The organism is Bradyrhizobium sp. (assembly GCF_049519115.1).
Taxonomy (GTDB): Bacteria; Pseudomonadota; Alphaproteobacteria; order Rhizobiales; family Xanthobacteraceae; genus Bradyrhizobium.
In genome coordinates this window covers 91,237-105,878 of the sequence record NZ_JBEKRB010000001.1, presented here as the reverse complement: position 1 = coordinate 105,878, position 14,642 = coordinate 91,237, and the positions used below count along the sequence as shown (strand labels likewise).

The following is a 14,642-nucleotide window of genomic DNA, read 5'->3' as shown; positions in this document are numbered from 1 at the left end:
CATTTGTCTTCGCAATTTCGATCAAGAAAGGAACAACCGGATGGCCGTCAACAAGGAACACAAGGAATTTCACGCCATCGACATGTCGAGCGGCTGGGAGACGCTGCCCGGTTATCCCGCGGGCATTCAGCAGAAAATCCTGTCGGGCGCTCTGGACGAGAAAAACAAGAAGGGCTCGCGCTCGCGGCTGTTGCGCTTCGAACCTGGCATCTTCACGACCAAGCCGTTCGTACACGAATATTGGGAAGAGGTTTATCTCGTGTCGGGCGATCTCACGGTCGGCAACGACGAACAGGGCGAGGGCGGCGAGTCCTTCAAGCCCAACACCTATGCCTCGCGGCCGCCCGGCGCCTGGCACGGACCGTTCAAGTCGGAAAAAGGCTGCCTGCTGTTCGAAATCCACTATTTCGATCCGGCGTGAACTGAGGTCGCGCTTTTCTCAGTCATCGCCCGGCATAGCCGTTCGAAGAACGGCGTCGCTTCCGCTCGCCTATGACCGGGTGATCCAGTACCCACGATGCGCGTGGTCGAGCGCAGTACCGACTTGCAACAATCGGGCTGATCGCAACGCTGATGTTTACTGGATCTCCCGCTTAAAGCGGGCGATGACAGTATCGGTCAGGGCGCACACTGCGCCCCCTCCCCTCAATGCGCCGCTGCTGCAAAGTCCTGCATCACCGTGGATTTCACGACGTGCGCTTTACGCGTCGTTGCCGGCGTATTGCGGCTGCGGCCGACGAACCGGGGAATGCCGGCGGTGACGACGGCGCCGATCGCGGCGATATCGCCATGGCGGATGGCATCAAGCGCATTGTCTTGCGTACCGCCATCGGGCGCATCCAATAGCACGATGTCGGCGGCGTGACCCGTCTTCAACAAGCCGCTGTCAAGCCGGTAGACGCGCGCATTGTTGCCGCTCGCCGCACAGATCGCCTGTTCCGGCGTCATCACGGTCAGGCTCGCCAGATGCGCCATGGTGTAGAGAATGCCGAGCGGCATGATGCCGCTGCCGGTCGGCGTGTCGGTCGCGATGATGAAGCGATCGAAGGCGTCCAGCTCAAGCGCCAGTTTGCCGCATAGTAACGTCGTGCGCAGGTTGCCGGCCGTGCAGACCTGAAGCGCCATCTCGCTTTCGCGAATGACGCGCTCGAAGTCGCGGTCCGGCATCGCCGTCGGTCCGCCGTTGATGTGGAACGAGACGTGCGGATGCATTTTCAACAGATGATCGCCGGTGATCGCGCCGGAACCGGGGATCGACGAACCGCCGGTGTGGCAGGTGGTGATCATGCCCGCCGCTTTTGCAGCAGCGACCAGCGGCACGTAATCGTAGGCGGTCTTCACCGCGCCGAAACCGGCTTTGGCAAGGCCGACGCCTTTACCCGCCAACTCGGTGAAGTCTTCGTCCTTCAAGCCAGGTTCGAGAATGACCGACCCCGCGATCACGCGCATGCCGCCGGGGCGATAATCCGCAAAGCAGCGCTGTGCCGCCAACGCCAGCGCTTTGACGCCCTCGACATCGCGCGGGCGGCCGGGCACATGCACTTCGGACGCCGAGATCGACGTGGTGACCCCGCCATGCAGATAGCTCTCGAGATAACCGACCGTGCGCTGGCGCGGCGTGTAATCGCCGAAAGTGATATGAACATGGGAATCGATCAGACCCGGGATCGCGGTCATGCCGCCGGCGTCGATCACGACGTCGCAGGCCTCGACCTCGGCCGCGTTTGCGGTGCCAGCAATGGCAATCTTTCCGTCATGAGCAATGACGGTGTCGCCTTGAACGAACGGCGCGCGCCAGTCGCCGGAAACGATGGTGCCGAGATTGGTAATCGCGACTTTCATGTGCGGCGTCCTTTAGTGTTTCACCCCGCCTTGTTCGTCACTCAGCGCATACGAGGCCAGAAGATTCTCCACCAGCGCGGTCGCCCCGTTCCAGTCATAGGTGCGGAAGCTGTGGCCCGCGGTGACGAAGCGCGCACCGGCGTAGAACATCTCGTATTGCTGATGCCGTGAACCGAACTCCGAGCCAACGGCATCCCAGCAGGCTTTCAGGAATTTCACCTTGTCTTCCGGCTCCAGGGTTGCGGCACGTTGGGTCGTCTGGATGATCTTGTTGATCATGGGATCGCCGAAGTCCTTGATCGAGGACGGCAGCATGATCAGGGCGCCGCCGGAAAGATCGCGAATCGCATTGATGAACTGCGGATAGAGATCCTGCGTCAGCACCTGTGCCGAATACATGAAATGCTTGTTCGGCACCCAGTACTCGCCGGCCTTGGAGCCGCTCGCCTCCATACCCGACAGCATCGCCTCCACCATGCTGGCCTGCGCCGCCATGTAGCCGAGCTTCTCGCTGACGGAAGGAATATTGGTGGTGCCGATGGCCTCGGTCAGCCGGCGGGCCAACCCTGCCAGAAAGCGGATCTTCACCGAGAGGCGGATCTGCGCCTGGTAGTTCTGGTAGGAATGGCCCCAGGTGTCGTGGAATTGCTGACGGCAGACGTCCGTGTCGCGGTAAACGAACAGACGGTCCCATGGAACCTTGACGTCGTCGAAATAGATCAACGCGTCGTTTTCGTCGAAGCGCGACGAGATCGGGTTGTCGAACACCGATACCGCCGACGCTTCATAGGATTTGCGGGACAGCACACGGATGCCCTTGGCGTTCATCGGCAGCGCGCAGGAAAAGGCGAGGTCTTCCTCGCCCGGCTTCAGCGGCTGCAAATTGGCGACCAGCACCTCATTGGCCATGATCGAGGACGTCCCGAGCATCTTCGCGCCGCGGATGGTGATCCCGGTGGAATCTTCATCGACGATGCGCGCGACAAGGTCCTGGGTCTGGTCGCCCCAGTTCTTGGCGCGCTCGGCTTGCGGGTTGATGATCACGTAAGTGAGGAACAGGTCGTTCTTGGTGGCATAGTCGACGTAATCTTCCAGCGCTTTGGCACGCTGCGGACCGTGCTTACGAAATACCTCAATGCCCATGCGCTGCCCGATCAGGGCCGAGGCGACGTGATCCGGCGAGCGGCCCATGAAGCCGTAATGCACTCGCGCCCAGGCCTGCAGCGCCTTGCGGCGCGTCACCATTTCCTCATAGCTCTTCGGCATCTGCCAGCCGCGATTGACGCGGCGGTTGGATCCTTCCGGCATAAACGTCAGGAGTTCGATATTCTCCGGCCTGGCCTGAAAGTCATAGAGTGAGGCCGAAGACTGCACTGCATTCCTGAACGCAGGATGCGTGGTGACGTCTTCCACAAGCGCGCCATCGATATAGACTGTGCGCCCGTCCCGCAGCGAGGCAATGTGCTCCGCGCCTGTCTTTGCAACCGTCATGTTGTGCTCCACTTCTTGGTCTTTAAACCAATCCGTCCTGGCCCTTGATGTCAGATGCCGACAGGCCGCCCACGCGTTGGTTCGGCCGGCCACGCGTGGCATAGACCGCGATGATCGCGATCTCGTTCGGCTGCGGCGCATCCGATAGCGTCAAGGTCATGCCATCGTAATGCGAGCGCACGTAAAGCGCATCCTTGTGCGCGAGCGGGATGTCGATCGCCGCACCGGGCGCGGCGCGTTTGGTCATCGACGAAATCCAGGCCTTGCCGCCGCCGGCCGCCTCGCGCATGACGTTGCCGAATACGGTGGTGAGCATCGCGTTACCGTGCTCCTGCTCGCCATTGGTGCCGACCACGGCGGCCTTGCCGTAACTGACTGCCTGATCCGGCGCCAACAGCCGCACAGCAATTGCGCAGATTTCGCGGCCGATCGCTTCGCTGGCGCGCGTGAGAGGCGAAAGGTCTTCGACAAAACGCCCGGCAAACGGGTTGTCGATGATTGCGACCGCCGCTGCCATACGAAGCGGCGGCACGACGTCGCGCCCGTCGGCACTCCTGATCTCGTCGAGAAAAGTGAGGACCCGCTTGATCGGCATCTTGGCGCCCGGCTCAGTCATCGCTCTCCCTCCTTTAAACTATCTTCTAAGATTACATAACTAACGAAGCTTTTCAAGCTCGCTTTCTAGTGCTAGCTTCTCGCAAGGTAAGCCCGGAGGGAAGATGCTAGGGGACCTCGGGGCTGGCGGATTGGCGAGGCTAATGAGGAGTTTCCGCATGACGTCTAAATCAATGAGCGTGTTGATGGCCGCCGGTCTGATGGCGGCGGGAGCAATCGCAAGCGGCACGGCCAAAGCGGCCGACGCCGAGATCGTGCTGGGCGCGATCGTGCCGTCGAGCGGCCCCTTCGCCGAATGGGGACGAACTAATACGGCGACGCTGCAAATGCTGGAGAAACAAGTCAACGATGGCGGCGGCATCAACGGCGCCAAGCTACGCATTTTGATTCTCGACGATGCCACCAAACCGGCGCAGGCGACCAACAACCTTCGCAAGCTCGCGGGCGACGACCATGTGCTCGCGGTTGCGGGGCCGCTGACGTCGAGCGCCGCCGAAGTCACCTTCCCCGTCGCCAACGAGATGAAGGTGGTCTCGACCTCGCAGGCCTCCTCAAAGCCCGGCGTCGCCAAGCTCAACCGCCCCTGGGCCTTCCGAAACACCATCGACGAAGGCGTGCTCGGCCGAACCACGGTGCCGTATTACAAGCAGGCCTTCGGCATCAAGACGGTCGCGATCATCTTCGACGCCAAGGACGCGACCGCCGCGACTGTCGGCAGCAAGATCATGCCGGGGCTGATGAAGGACAACGGCATCGAAGTCGCCAACGCCAGCGATCCGCTCTCCTTCAACACCGGCGATCTCGACGTCAGCGCGCAAGTTACCAAGATCAAGGCGCTCAACCCCGACGGCGTCGTGGTCAGCGCCGACTATAGCCAGGCCGTCACTGTTATTCGCGAGATGAAGCGGCAGGGCGTCATCAAGCCGGTGGTCGGCTCGACGCAACTGATTTCGTCGGCGATCCTGAAAGCTGCGCCGGAAATTCCGATCGTGGCGCCGGCGACCTTCTACGCCAGCATGACCGGCGACAAGCCGGAGAAATTCGTCAAGGAACTGACGCCGGTCCTTCGCAAGATCTCAGGCCTGCCGCCGGAGATCGAGCCGAGCATGTATGACGCCAATATCTATGAGATCGGCAGCATCTATATCGAGGCGATCAAAAAGGCCGGCGTCACCGGCAAGCCGGAAGACCTCGAAGCCGACCGCACCAAGATCCGCGACTACATGGCGAAGCTCGCGGGCTTTGCCGGGCTTGGAGGTCCGATCGGCTTCAACGAAGACGGCGATGCCATCAAGGCCTTCTATATCGTGCAGGGCCAGAATGGCGCCTGGCAGTCGAAGGTGCGCGGCTGCAGCGCGCCGGACGGCAAACAAGGGTGTTGAGGATCACCCGTCGTCGCCCGGCATAGCCGTTCGAAGAACGGCGTCGCTTCCGCTCGCCTATGACCGGGCGACCCAGTAACCACGACCATCGAGAGGTGAGGCCTGCACGCCTCAAACACTGAATATTCCATTGAAGCTGCGCACTGCTAAATCGCCCGGTCGAGCCGGGCGATGACTGCAAAGCCAAACGACACAATCCGCGAACCTCTCCTCTGGGGGCCCCTGAAGTGCTGATCCAGCAACTCGTGAACGGCCTGACGCTCGGGGCGGTCTACACCTTGATCGCCCTGTCCTACTCGCTGGTCATGGGAATCCTGGGCGTCCTGAATCTGGCGATCGCCGAACTCTTCATGCTCGGCGGTTATTTCGGGTTCGCCGTGGTGCTGGCGCAACTGCCGCTGCCGCTCGCCTTGATCGCCGGCATGGCGGGCGCCGCACTGGTCGCGGCCGTCATCGAACGCGTCGGCTACCAGCCGTTCCGCACCGCGCCCGTGGTGACGCCGATGCTGTCCACGCTTGGCTTCTCGATCATCCTGCAAAATGTCGCAACCAACATCTGGGGTTCCGATCCGCTGCAACTGACCGAAGAGGTCTTCGCCGAGCGCTTCAACATCGGCGCGGTGAGCATCAGCGCCATCCAGCTCACGGTGCTCGGCGTGACCATTGTGCTGGTGGCGCTGCTTGCATTTCTGGTCCAGCGCACGTCGATCGGACGCGCGCTACGCGCCGTCGCCGAAAACCGCGACGTCGCACGCCTGCTCGGCGTCTCGGCCGGCCGGATCACGCTGATCGCATTCATGTTGTCCGGTTCGCTGGCTGGTGCTGCCGGCGTCCTGATCGGCCTGCACTATGCGGCGATCACGCCCTATATCGGCGTCGAGATCGGGCTGAAAGCGATCGCGGTGATGGTGGTCGGCGGCACGACGCGCATCTGGGGCGCCTTGATCGCAGGACCTCTGATGGGCGTGGTGGAAGTGATGACGGTTGCCTATGGCGGATCGCAAATCCGCGACTTCGTGGTCTACGGCTTTATGATCCTGATCCTGTTGCTTCGACCGCAAGGATTGCTCGGCGGCAGCCGCCGCAATCAAGATCAGCGGGTGTAACGATGTCGGTGTATTACGCAGGGATTTTTGCCGACGTCGGCATTCTCCTGCTGGGCGCGCTCAGCGTCTACATCATCTTGTCGACCGGGCAATTGTCGCTCGGCAATGCCGGCTTCATGGGGATCGGCGCCTACCTCACCTCCTGGCTGACGGTCAAAGCCGGCCTGCCGTTGACGCCTTCGCTCCTGATCGCAGCGCTTGTCGCGGGCGTGATCGGCGTGGTCGTTGGCTTTCCGGCGCTGCGGCTGAAAGGCATCTATCTTGCCATGGCGACGCTCGGCTTCGGCGAGATGGTACGCAGCTTCTTCCTGAACTTTTCCGCCATGGGAGGACCGGAAGGCTTTCACGGCATGCAGCATGTCTCCACCGGCACGATCTGGATCTGGGCGCTCCTGGTGCTTGTGCTGGTCATGGTGCTCGAGACATCGCAGATCTGGCTCGAGATTCGCGCGGTGCGCGATGACGAAACCGCCGCGGGTCTGGTCGGTCTCAATGCCACCAGCATCAAGGTCGGCGCCTTCGGCTTTGGCGCCGCGGTGGCGGCGATCGCCGGCGGGCTGTTTGCGCATCACCACGTCTATATCGAGCCAGGGAATTTCTCATTCGAACGCTCGATCGACTTCGTGCTCGCCGTCATCCTCGGTGGGTCGACGGTAGCACCCGGCGCGCTCGCCGGCGCGGTGATCCTGGTGGTGCTGCCGGAATATCTGCGGTTTCTCGCCGACTGGCGCTTTGCTGCGTTCGGCGCGCTCCTGATCGGCATGCTGGTGGTGCGCCGCCAGGGTCTGCTCGACCGCGCGCTGCTGCGCTTTGCGCTGCCTTCATTGCCGGCATGAGCGCGGTGATGGAAACGCCTCCCCGTTTGCAGCTCGATCGCGTCTCCAAGCTGTTTGGCGGCGTCCACGCCTTGACCGATCTTTCGCTTCAAGTTGAACCGTGCCAGATCGTCGGTGTGATCGGCCCCAATGGCGCCGGCAAGACCACGACCTTCAACGTCATCACCGGCGCCTATCGCGCCTCTTCCGGCGCCGTCATGCTCGACGGCAAGGCCGTGACCGACGAGCCGTCGTATCAAATCGCGCGGGCCGGAATTATGCGCACCTTTCAAAACATCCGGCTATTCACCGACATGACGGTGTGGGAACATCTGTTGGTGGCGCAGCCACGTACCGGATTCGCCTTGCAAAGGCTGCTGCCGACCCGCCTTTCCAATCCGCAAGCCATCGCTCGCGCGCGAGAGGTGCTGGAGTTCTTCGAGCTCGGTGAGGTCCGCAACCGCCTCGCCCGCTCGCTGCCTTACGGGCTGCAACGCAAAGTCGAGATGGCGCGCGCGGTCACCGCGCGACCCAAACTGCTGCTGCTGGACGAACCGGTCGCCGGCATGAATCACGACGAAGCCGAGACCATCCGAACCCTGATGCTGAAGCTTCGGGACGACGGCCTCAGTATTCTCCTGATCGAACACGATATGGCCTTTGTCATGAACCTCTGCGACACCCTCTATGTGCTCGACTTCGGCGTCCTGATCGCGCAAGGACGGCCGGACGAAATCCGGGTCAACCCCGCCGTGCTCGACGCTTATTTGGGACAGGCCGACTGATGCTGACTGTTCGCGATCTCAGCGTTCGCTACGGCGCGATTCAGGCGGTGCGCGGCATCGACCTCGACATCGCCAACGGCGAGATCGTGGCGCTGATCGGGGCCAACGGCGCCGGCAAGACCACCGTCGCGCGCGCCATCGCCGGGCTCCTGCCTTACCAGGGGACGATTGCGTTCGAGAAGGACACTTTGAGGCCCAACAGCGCCGAACGCAACCTCAGGCGCGGCATTGCGCTGGTGCCCGAGGGGCGCGGCATTCTCGGCTCCATGAGCGTGGAAGAGAATCTGCTGATGGGCCTCTACACCCGCGCGGACAAGGCGCAGGGCTTGTCGGACCTCGCCGCCATGCTGGAGCGCTTTCCAATTCTTGGCGAGCGACGCCACGTCCTTGCGAACCTGCTGAGCGGCGGCGAACAGCAGATGCTGGCGATTGCGCGTGCACTGCTGTCAAAACCCCGGCTGTTGCTGCTCGATGAACCATCGCTCGGGCTCGCGCCCAAAATGACTGCAGCTGTGTTTCAGATGATTCAGGAGCTGCGGCGCGAAGGGCTCACGGTGTTATTGGTTGAGCAAAAGGCCCGGCAAACGCTGAAGATCGCCGACCGCGCCTATCTGATGGAGACCGGCCGCGTCGTCACGTCAGGTCCGGCCGAGGCACTCATCGGCGATCCCGTGGTGTCGGAAACGTTCCTCGGCGGCCGCGTCACCAACGCAGGCTGAACGTCTGTTGCATTGCAAACAGGTTCATACCAACGGTAAGCCAGGGTCACCTCTAATTCACTTGCCATCGCTTCGGCATAACCCAATGATCCGCAAGAGTGATATTTTTTCATTTTAGCTCGAGGCAAACCCGATGGCCATTGCAGCGTTGTCCGGCTGGACCAGTGAACAAAAGCATGTCGTCGCGGCGAGCTTTCTCGGATGGTCGCTGGACGCCTTCGATTTCTTCCTGTTGGTTTTTGTGCTGAAAGATATTGCCGAAGAATTCCACACCGACATTTCGAACGTTACGCTTGCGATCCTGTTGACGCTGGCGATGCGCCCCATCGGCGCTTTTATTTTTGGCCGTGCCGCCGACCGTTGGGGCCGACGGCCAACTCTGATAGTCGACATTCTCCTGTATTCGATCCTCGAATTCGCATCGGGCTTTGCACCGAGCCTGACGGTGTTGATCATCCTGCGCGCGCTGTACGGCGTCGCGATGGGCGGCGAATGGGGCGTCGGCGCCTCACTCACGATGGAAACCATTCCGCCCCATGCGCGTGGATTTGTTTCCGGCCTGCTACAATCGGGCTATCCCGCCGGCTATTTCATGGCCTCGATCGTCTACGCGCTTCTTTTCCCTTACATCGGCTGGCGCGGCATGTTCATGGTCGGCGTCATTCCAGCCCTGCTGGTTTTGTATATACGCCGCAACGTTCCGGAATCGCCAAGCTGGAGCAAGGCCGCGGCCGCCGAGCGAGGCGGCACGTTAGCGGTTCTGAAATCGCACTGGCAGCTTGGCATCTACGCGGTCGTGCTGATGACGGCGTTCAATTTCTTCAGCCATGGTACCCAGGATATCTATCCGACATTTCTGGAAGTAGAACACAAGCTGTCGCCGCACGCCGTCGGCATCATCGCGGTGATCTACAACATCGGCGCCATCTGCGGCGGCATTCTGTTCGGCACGCTGTCCGAGCGTTTCGGCAGACGGCGATGCATTATCATCGCGAGCCTTCTATCCCTTCCGGTGATTCCGCTTTGGGCTTTCTCGGATAGCCCCGCTTTGCTCGCGGTCGGTGCGTTTCTGATGCAGTTCACCGTGCAAGGCGCCTGGGGCGTCATTCCCGTGCATCTGAACGAGTTGTCGCCGGACAATGCGCGAGGGACGTTTCCCGGCTTCGTTTATCAATTGGGCAACCTGATCGCGTCGGTGAACGCGACGCTCCAAGCCGGCATCGCTGCGCATTACAACGGCAATTACGGACTGGCGCTGGCGGTCGTCGCCGGATCGGTTGCTCTCGTGATCGCTGTTCTGACGGCGGTCGGTACCGAGGCCAAAGGCATTGCCTTTGCCAAGGCGAAAACCGCACCGTCCTAGCGGGTCAGTTCGACTTTGGAGGTCGCGTACAGCTGGACGCACTCCGCCGTTCTGATCCCCTCGATCACTTTCAAATTCCACCCGGTCATTTCGGCGAAACGCTCGACCGTATAATCCTTGAAATTGAACGCGATCTTGGCGAGTTGCTTGATATCCCGGTTGCGGGCGCCGAGCACAAGCGTATTGAACCCGCCGTTGAGAATGGCGCCCAGACACATCGGACAGGGTTCGCAGGTCGCATAGAACGTGCAATCCGGCAGCATACGCCGTCCAAGCTTCTGCGTCGCGTATTTGACCGCCAGCGTCTCCGAATGGGCGGTGGCGTCGCATGCCGACACCTTGAGGCTGCGGCTGCGGACAACAAGCTCGCCGTTGCCGTCGACCACGACCGCGCCGAACGGCTGTTCGCCTTGTGCCCCGCCGGCTTTCGCTTCCTCGATGGCGATCGCCATGAAGCGGTTATGATCGAGTTCCAATGTCGTTCTCCATCGTTTACTTTTCTATTCGCCGGCCCGGCGATCGTTTCGATTAGTGGACCGTCTCGGCTAAAGCATGACCCGGAAAAGTGTGAAGCGGTTTTCCGAAAAGATCATGCTTCATCAAAGAACTAAAGCGCGATGATGATTCAACCAAATCTCATCGCGCTTTAGTGGCCCGCCGACAAAATGCGATCGGCCTTTGGCGGCAGGAAGGCACGGCTGAAGACTTCGTCGATTGCAGGCGTACGGCTGAGCGCATACGCATCCGCGACCGTCTTGATCGCGGCGTTGAGCCTGTTGTCGTCGAGATCGCCAAGCCCAAGCTTTGCGACTTCTTCCGTTCGCAATTGCTGATCGACGGTATAGATCAGCCGCTGCTTTTCTAGGTCGAAATTGGTGAGCGGCTCGACTTTTTGCAGGATCGCGATCCCGATATCGGGATTGGCCGCGACCTGAATGATCGCCCGGTTCAGGGCCTTCACGAGACCGCGAACGGCTTCCGGTTTTTCCTTGAGCAGCTTCTGGGAAACCAGGATGCCGTTGGAATAAAGATCCAGACCGTTCTCGCTGTAGAAGAACCACCGGAAATCCTTCTCCGGTGATTTTTTCATGGCGAGAAAATTCATGTAGCTGGTCGGCGCAAATTGCGCGATCGCATCAGCCTGTCCGGTGACCAGCAGCTGCTCGATCAGGTTGGGCGCGGCGTTCAGGACCTTGACCGTGGAAGCATCAACGCCGTTCTTGAGCGCGAGCGGCTTGAACATGCGCTCGGTTGCCGAACCGGCCGGTGCCGCCAGGATGTGGCCCTCGATGTCTTTCAAGGTCTTGATCGGGCCATCCGCCTTGACGATCAAGGCGTAGGGCGCACGGTTGTACAGCATGTAGACCATCAGCGGCTGTTCGCCCGGATGCAGAGCGGCGTTCTGGATGACGGCGTTGATGTCGCCAAACCCCGCATCATAGGTGCCTGTCATGATGTGACTGACGGCGGCGGCCGATCCATCGCCCTGGTCGATCGTCACATCCAGCCCTTCAGCCGCGAAATAACCGCTGTCGCGGGCGACATAGAACCATGCGCCCGGTCCCTGCGCCTTCCAGTCCAGGATGAAGCGGATCTTGACCGGATCGGCATTTGCCGCCCCGGGGATCGCTGCGACCGCGAGGCAGGCCAGGGCCCAAACGAACAAACGCTTCATGCAAATAACTCCGGTCGTGGATATCGAAAGGTAGCTGATGTTAGCCAAGAATGGCCTTCCACGCTCATGCACTTTTCGGACCATTGTGTGCCATTCCAGACCCCGGCTCCCGCAGAGCAGACCGGCCGGGAAACGAACATCAGACGAACATCACCAAGAATTCATAAGGCGCCCGCGAGGGCCGACCAAAGCGGCGTCTCAGCTTCCGCTGAGGTCATGGGCCTCGGCAAAGAACAGGTCCTTCCATGACGCCGGCAAATGTTTGAGGCGGCCGACCTTGTGCATGAACGCGGCATGTTTCATCAGATTGGCCGGCGTCGTGGTGTAGTCGATGTCGGGATCGGTAATCATCGCGACGAGATCGTCGGCGGAGTTCTTCCTGTCGTTGACGAGCTTCAGGTAGATTTCGGCGGCGGCCTTCGGTTCGCTCTTGATATACGCGTTGGCCTCTTCATGCGCCGCCCGCACCGCCTTGCAGATGTTCGGGTTGGCATCATGAAAAGCCTTGGTCGTCACCTGAAGGCCATTGGTGTGCTTGCCGTCGGTCTCGTAGCTTGACAGCACCTGGTGAATGTTGGGCAGCCGCAATTCGTAAGTGTCGAACGGCGCCACGCTGAAATGGCTGTTCACGGTCTGGCCGGAGACGACCGCCTGCATGGCGTCCGGATGGCCCATCGAAACCGTGAATTCATCGAGCCGGTCGTATTTTTCAAAACCCCATAACTTGGCGGCGGCCATTTGCAGCGCCATCGCCTGGCCGGAAATCTTCACCGTCGGCACCGCGATACGATCGGCGGAAGTAAAGTCGGCGATCGTCTTCACCGCCGGATTGCGCGTGGTCAGAATGTAAGGCATCGATTGCACCGCGCAGACCGCGCGCACTTCCTGCGGTGTCCCAAACGTCTTGTCCCATAACGTGGCGAGTGACGGCGAGGCGACGTTGACGAACTGGATATTTCCGCTCAAGAGCCCGTCGTTCAGTGCACCCGGGCCGCCCATAGTCTGCCAGACGACATTAAGGCCATTGATGCCGAGGCTGGCCGCATGCGCCTCGATCAGCCTGCGATCCTCCATCACCATCTGCGGCAGGAACGGCAAGCCATATTGCTTGCCGAGCTTGATTGCTGCTACTTCGGCGCGTGCGGGGCGCACCAGTGCCGGCAACGCAACGAGACCGCCGACGAATTCGCGTCTGCTCACCATGGCTTGATCACCTGGCCCCCGATGTTGCGAGGCTTGTCGCGAGCTTTATTCGAACCCGAACAAGCGCGCGGGATTATCGGCAAGAATGAGCTTTCGCAAGCCGGGATCGGGTGCCCATTCGCTGATGAGATTATAGAGCTGGATGGTGCCAACCCGATCATGAAATGACAAGTGCGGAAAATCGCTGCCCCAGATCAACTGGCCGGGCGCCCGCGCCATTAGCGCCTGCGCGATCGGCTTCACGTCGGAAAAATCAGGCGCGGTGGACAAGCGATAGATGCCGGTGAGCTTGACAAAACATCGCGCTGAACCGTCATCGACCAGATCGAGGAATTCCCGGAAGCCGGATTGGTTAGGACCATCCTCGGACGGAAACAGCCCCATATGCGCCACCGAAAACTCGACCGGCAATTCGTGCAGCGTCGGCATCAACTCGCTGACCAGCCAGCCTGGCGTGAGGAAGTCGAGATGCCAGCCGAGTTCGACGCAGATCTTGGCGAGCCGCGCGATCCGTGGCCGCATTGAATCGGCGAGCCCGGCTTCGGGTTTTCGGATCGGCGAGATGTTGACGCGGATCCCGCGCACGCCGGTGGCATCCCATTCGCCCAATTCACGATCGCTCGTATGATTCTCATCGAGATCGATGACGCCGCGGCGGATCGCCGGATCGAGTTCGCGCATCGCATCCAGCATGCAGGAATTATCAAAACCGTAGGCGCTCGGCTGGACGAACACATAACGCACCAGCCCCAGGCGCCGGGCCAGTTTAAGATAGCGTTCGACCGGTTCGTAAGGCGGCTTGTAGCGGATGTCGGTGCCATACGAATATTTGTCGGCCGGGCCGAATACATGGAAATGCGCATCGCAGGCGTTTGGCGGCGCGGCAAAGGCCGGTTCAAAACCGGCGTCGGGATCGTGCGTGGTCGTCTCAATCATGCTTGTCTCACGTGGTCCGCACTTCAAATCCGTTGCTGATCATCGCTCTGGCGCTCGCCCACGCCGTCGCCTGGATCGACGACCAGACGGGGATATCAAGCTCGCGGCGCAACTGAGCGATCGCGTTGAGCGTCGGCAATTGCGAGCAGGCGAGGAAAAGACTCTTGCTTTGTTTCGTCACAGTCCGTCGCGCGAGGTCAAGCACTTCTTCTTCGGTGACGGAGCCGAGTTCCGCAGTGGTCTTGCAGAAAAAACTGTTCAAGGTCTCGACCCGGATGCCGGACGCCTCGAGATAGGCGCGCAAGCCGTCATTGACCGGCTGGAGATACGGCGTCACCACCGCGGTCTCAGCGACTTTGCCTTCGCGCAGCACGTCGACCACGGCGCCGGCGGTCGAGACAACGGGCGCGCCGGTGCGCTCGCGCAGGGACTCGACCATGACCGCGTTGCTGCCGGGACCGCCGAGGAAGCCGGCGGCGGTGCAGCCGTAGATCAGGAGGTCCCAACGCTCAGATGTAAACGGCGCGACGGCGTCCAAGGTCGCCCCGGCATAGGCCGGCAAATCCTCGAGCAGCAGCGTGCGTGGCGGGCGCTTGACGCGCGCCACTGCCAGCGGCGCGAGCGCCGGGCACAGCGCCGAAATCTCCGGCTCCATGGTCGAGTTGTTCTCGGGCACCACGATCAAGGTCTTGATGTGGGTGGGCATGAAG

General features: G+C 61.2%; 15 protein-coding genes. 7 read left to right on the top strand and 8 right to left on the bottom strand.

The window, feature by feature from the left end; all coding sequences use genetic code 11:
* Nucleotides 1-40: 40 nt before the first annotated feature.
* The gene (locus ABSE61_RS00540) at nucleotides 41-421 is read left to right on the top strand and encodes a cupin domain-containing protein (RefSeq protein ID WP_423869099.1); all 381 of its coding nucleotides are present in this window, start codon (nucleotides 41-43) and stop codon (nucleotides 419-421) included.
* A gap of 224 nt (nucleotides 422-645) precedes the next feature.
* On the opposite strand, the gene ABSE61_RS00535 is transcribed toward ABSE61_RS00540, so the two are convergent.
* From ABSE61_RS00535 to ABSE61_RS00525, 3 genes are read right to left on the bottom strand one after another with little or no spacing between them, the layout of a single operon-like run.
* A complete protein-coding gene (locus ABSE61_RS00535; RefSeq protein WP_423869098.1) occupies nucleotides 646-1,842 on the bottom strand; it encodes an amidohydrolase family protein in 1,197 nt (398 codons plus the stop codon).
* 12 nt (nucleotides 1,843-1,854) lie between these two features.
* Entirely contained in the window at nucleotides 1,855-3,333 is a 1,479-nt protein-coding gene (locus tag ABSE61_RS00530) for a 4-hydroxyphenylacetate 3-hydroxylase family protein (protein WP_423869097.1), read from the bottom strand.
* 22 nt (nucleotides 3,334-3,355) lie between these two features.
* Entirely contained in the window at nucleotides 3,356-3,949 is a 594-nt protein-coding gene (locus ABSE61_RS00525) for an amino acid synthesis family protein (RefSeq protein WP_423869096.1), read from the bottom strand.
* A gap of 157 nt (nucleotides 3,950-4,106) precedes the next feature.
* Between ABSE61_RS00525 and ABSE61_RS00520 the strand changes: the two genes are divergently transcribed.
* From ABSE61_RS00520 to ABSE61_RS00495, 6 genes are all read left to right on the top strand, one after another.
* Nucleotides 4,107-5,330, top strand: coding sequence for an ABC transporter substrate-binding protein (locus tag ABSE61_RS00520; RefSeq protein WP_423869095.1), 1,224 nt, complete (start codon nucleotides 4,107-4,109; stop codon nucleotides 5,328-5,330).
* A 227-nt stretch (nucleotides 5,331-5,557) separates the two neighbouring features.
* Nucleotides 5,558-6,436 (top strand): branched-chain amino acid ABC transporter permease, encoded by an 879-nt coding sequence (locus ABSE61_RS00515; protein ID WP_423869094.1) that lies wholly within the window; start codon nucleotides 5,558-5,560, stop codon nucleotides 6,434-6,436.
* Between the two features lie 2 nt (nucleotides 6,437-6,438).
* Nucleotides 6,439-7,272 (top strand): branched-chain amino acid ABC transporter permease, encoded by an 834-nt coding sequence (locus ABSE61_RS00510; RefSeq protein WP_423869093.1) that lies wholly within the window; start codon nucleotides 6,439-6,441, stop codon nucleotides 7,270-7,272.
* Between the two features lie 8 nt (nucleotides 7,273-7,280).
* A complete protein-coding gene (locus ABSE61_RS00505; RefSeq protein ID WP_423869092.1) occupies nucleotides 7,281-8,036 on the top strand; it encodes an ABC transporter ATP-binding protein in 756 nt (251 codons plus the stop codon).
* Nucleotides 8,036-8,755 (top strand): ABC transporter ATP-binding protein, encoded by a 720-nt coding sequence (locus tag ABSE61_RS00500; protein ID WP_423869091.1) that lies wholly within the window; start codon nucleotides 8,036-8,038, stop codon nucleotides 8,753-8,755. Before ABSE61_RS00505 ends, ABSE61_RS00500 begins: the two co-directional genes overlap by 1 nt.
* A 133-nt stretch (nucleotides 8,756-8,888) precedes the next feature.
* Nucleotides 8,889-10,118: an MFS transporter gene (locus ABSE61_RS00495; RefSeq protein ID WP_423869090.1), complete on the top strand. Its 1,230-nt coding sequence runs from the start codon at nucleotides 8,889-8,891 to the stop codon at nucleotides 10,116-10,118.
* Here ABSE61_RS00495 and ABSE61_RS00490 read toward each other — a convergent pair.
* The 5 genes from ABSE61_RS00490 to ABSE61_RS00470 form a co-directional block, all read right to left on the bottom strand.
* Nucleotides 10,115-10,594, bottom strand: coding sequence for a nucleoside deaminase (locus ABSE61_RS00490; RefSeq protein ID WP_423869089.1), 480 nt, complete (start codon nucleotides 10,592-10,594; stop codon nucleotides 10,115-10,117). The two genes, ABSE61_RS00495 and ABSE61_RS00490, sit on opposite strands and share 4 nt — an antisense overlap.
* A 170-nt stretch (nucleotides 10,595-10,764) precedes the next feature.
* A complete protein-coding gene (locus tag ABSE61_RS00485) occupies nucleotides 10,765-11,793 on the bottom strand; it encodes an ABC transporter substrate-binding protein (protein ID WP_423869088.1) in 1,029 nt (342 codons plus the stop codon).
* Nucleotides 11,794-11,991: 198 nt separating this feature from the next.
* Entirely contained in the window at nucleotides 11,992-12,996 is a 1,005-nt protein-coding gene (locus ABSE61_RS00480) for an ABC transporter substrate-binding protein (protein ID WP_423869087.1), read from the bottom strand.
* A gap of 45 nt (nucleotides 12,997-13,041) precedes the next feature.
* On the bottom strand, nucleotides 13,042-13,932 hold the full coding sequence (locus tag ABSE61_RS00475; RefSeq protein ID WP_423869086.1) for an amidohydrolase family protein: 891 nt from the start codon (nucleotides 13,930-13,932) through the stop codon (nucleotides 13,042-13,044).
* Between the two features lie 7 nt (nucleotides 13,933-13,939).
* Complete coding sequence (locus ABSE61_RS00470) at nucleotides 13,940-14,638, bottom strand: maleate cis-trans isomerase family protein (RefSeq protein WP_423869085.1); 699 nt, start codon at nucleotides 14,636-14,638, stop codon at nucleotides 13,940-13,942.
* Nucleotides 14,639-14,642 lie beyond the last annotated feature (4 nt).

Excerpts from the sequence above, each read along its gene's own strand:
- ABSE61_RS00525 (WP_423869096.1), bottom strand. The coding sequence starts at position 3,949 with ATGACTGAGCCGGGCGCCAAGATGCCGATCAAGCGGGTCCTCACTTTT.
- ABSE61_RS00530 (WP_423869097.1), bottom strand. The coding sequence starts at position 3,333 with ATGACGGTTGCAAAGACAGGCGCGGAGCACATTGCCTCGCTGCGGGAC.
- ABSE61_RS00510 (WP_423869093.1), top strand. The coding sequence starts at position 6,439 with ATGTCGGTGTATTACGCAGGGATTTTTGCCGACGTCGGCATTCTCCTG.
- ABSE61_RS00470 (WP_423869085.1), bottom strand. The coding sequence starts at position 14,638 with ATGCCCACCCACATCAAGACCTTGATCGTGGTGCCCGAGAACAACTCG.
- ABSE61_RS00485 (WP_423869088.1), bottom strand. The coding sequence starts at position 11,793 with ATGAAGCGTTTGTTCGTTTGGGCCCTGGCCTGCCTCGCGGTCGCAGCG.
- ABSE61_RS00495 (WP_423869090.1), top strand. The coding sequence starts at position 8,889 with ATGGCCATTGCAGCGTTGTCCGGCTGGACCAGTGAACAAAAGCATGTC.
- ABSE61_RS00520 (WP_423869095.1), top strand. The coding sequence starts at position 4,107 with ATGACGTCTAAATCAATGAGCGTGTTGATGGCCGCCGGTCTGATGGCG.
- ABSE61_RS00540 (WP_423869099.1), top strand. The coding sequence starts at position 41 with ATGGCCGTCAACAAGGAACACAAGGAATTTCACGCCATCGACATGTCG.
- ABSE61_RS00535 (WP_423869098.1), bottom strand. The coding sequence starts at position 1,842 with ATGAAAGTCGCGATTACCAATCTCGGCACCATCGTTTCCGGCGACTGG.
- ABSE61_RS00505 (WP_423869092.1), top strand. The coding sequence starts at position 7,281 with ATGGAAACGCCTCCCCGTTTGCAGCTCGATCGCGTCTCCAAGCTGTTT.
- ABSE61_RS00480 (WP_423869087.1), bottom strand. The coding sequence starts at position 12,996 with ATGGTGAGCAGACGCGAATTCGTCGGCGGTCTCGTTGCGTTGCCGGCA.
- ABSE61_RS00500 (WP_423869091.1), top strand. The coding sequence starts at position 8,036 with ATGCTGACTGTTCGCGATCTCAGCGTTCGCTACGGCGCGATTCAGGCG.
- ABSE61_RS00475 (WP_423869086.1), bottom strand. The coding sequence starts at position 13,932 with ATGATTGAGACGACCACGCACGATCCCGACGCCGGTTTTGAACCGGCC.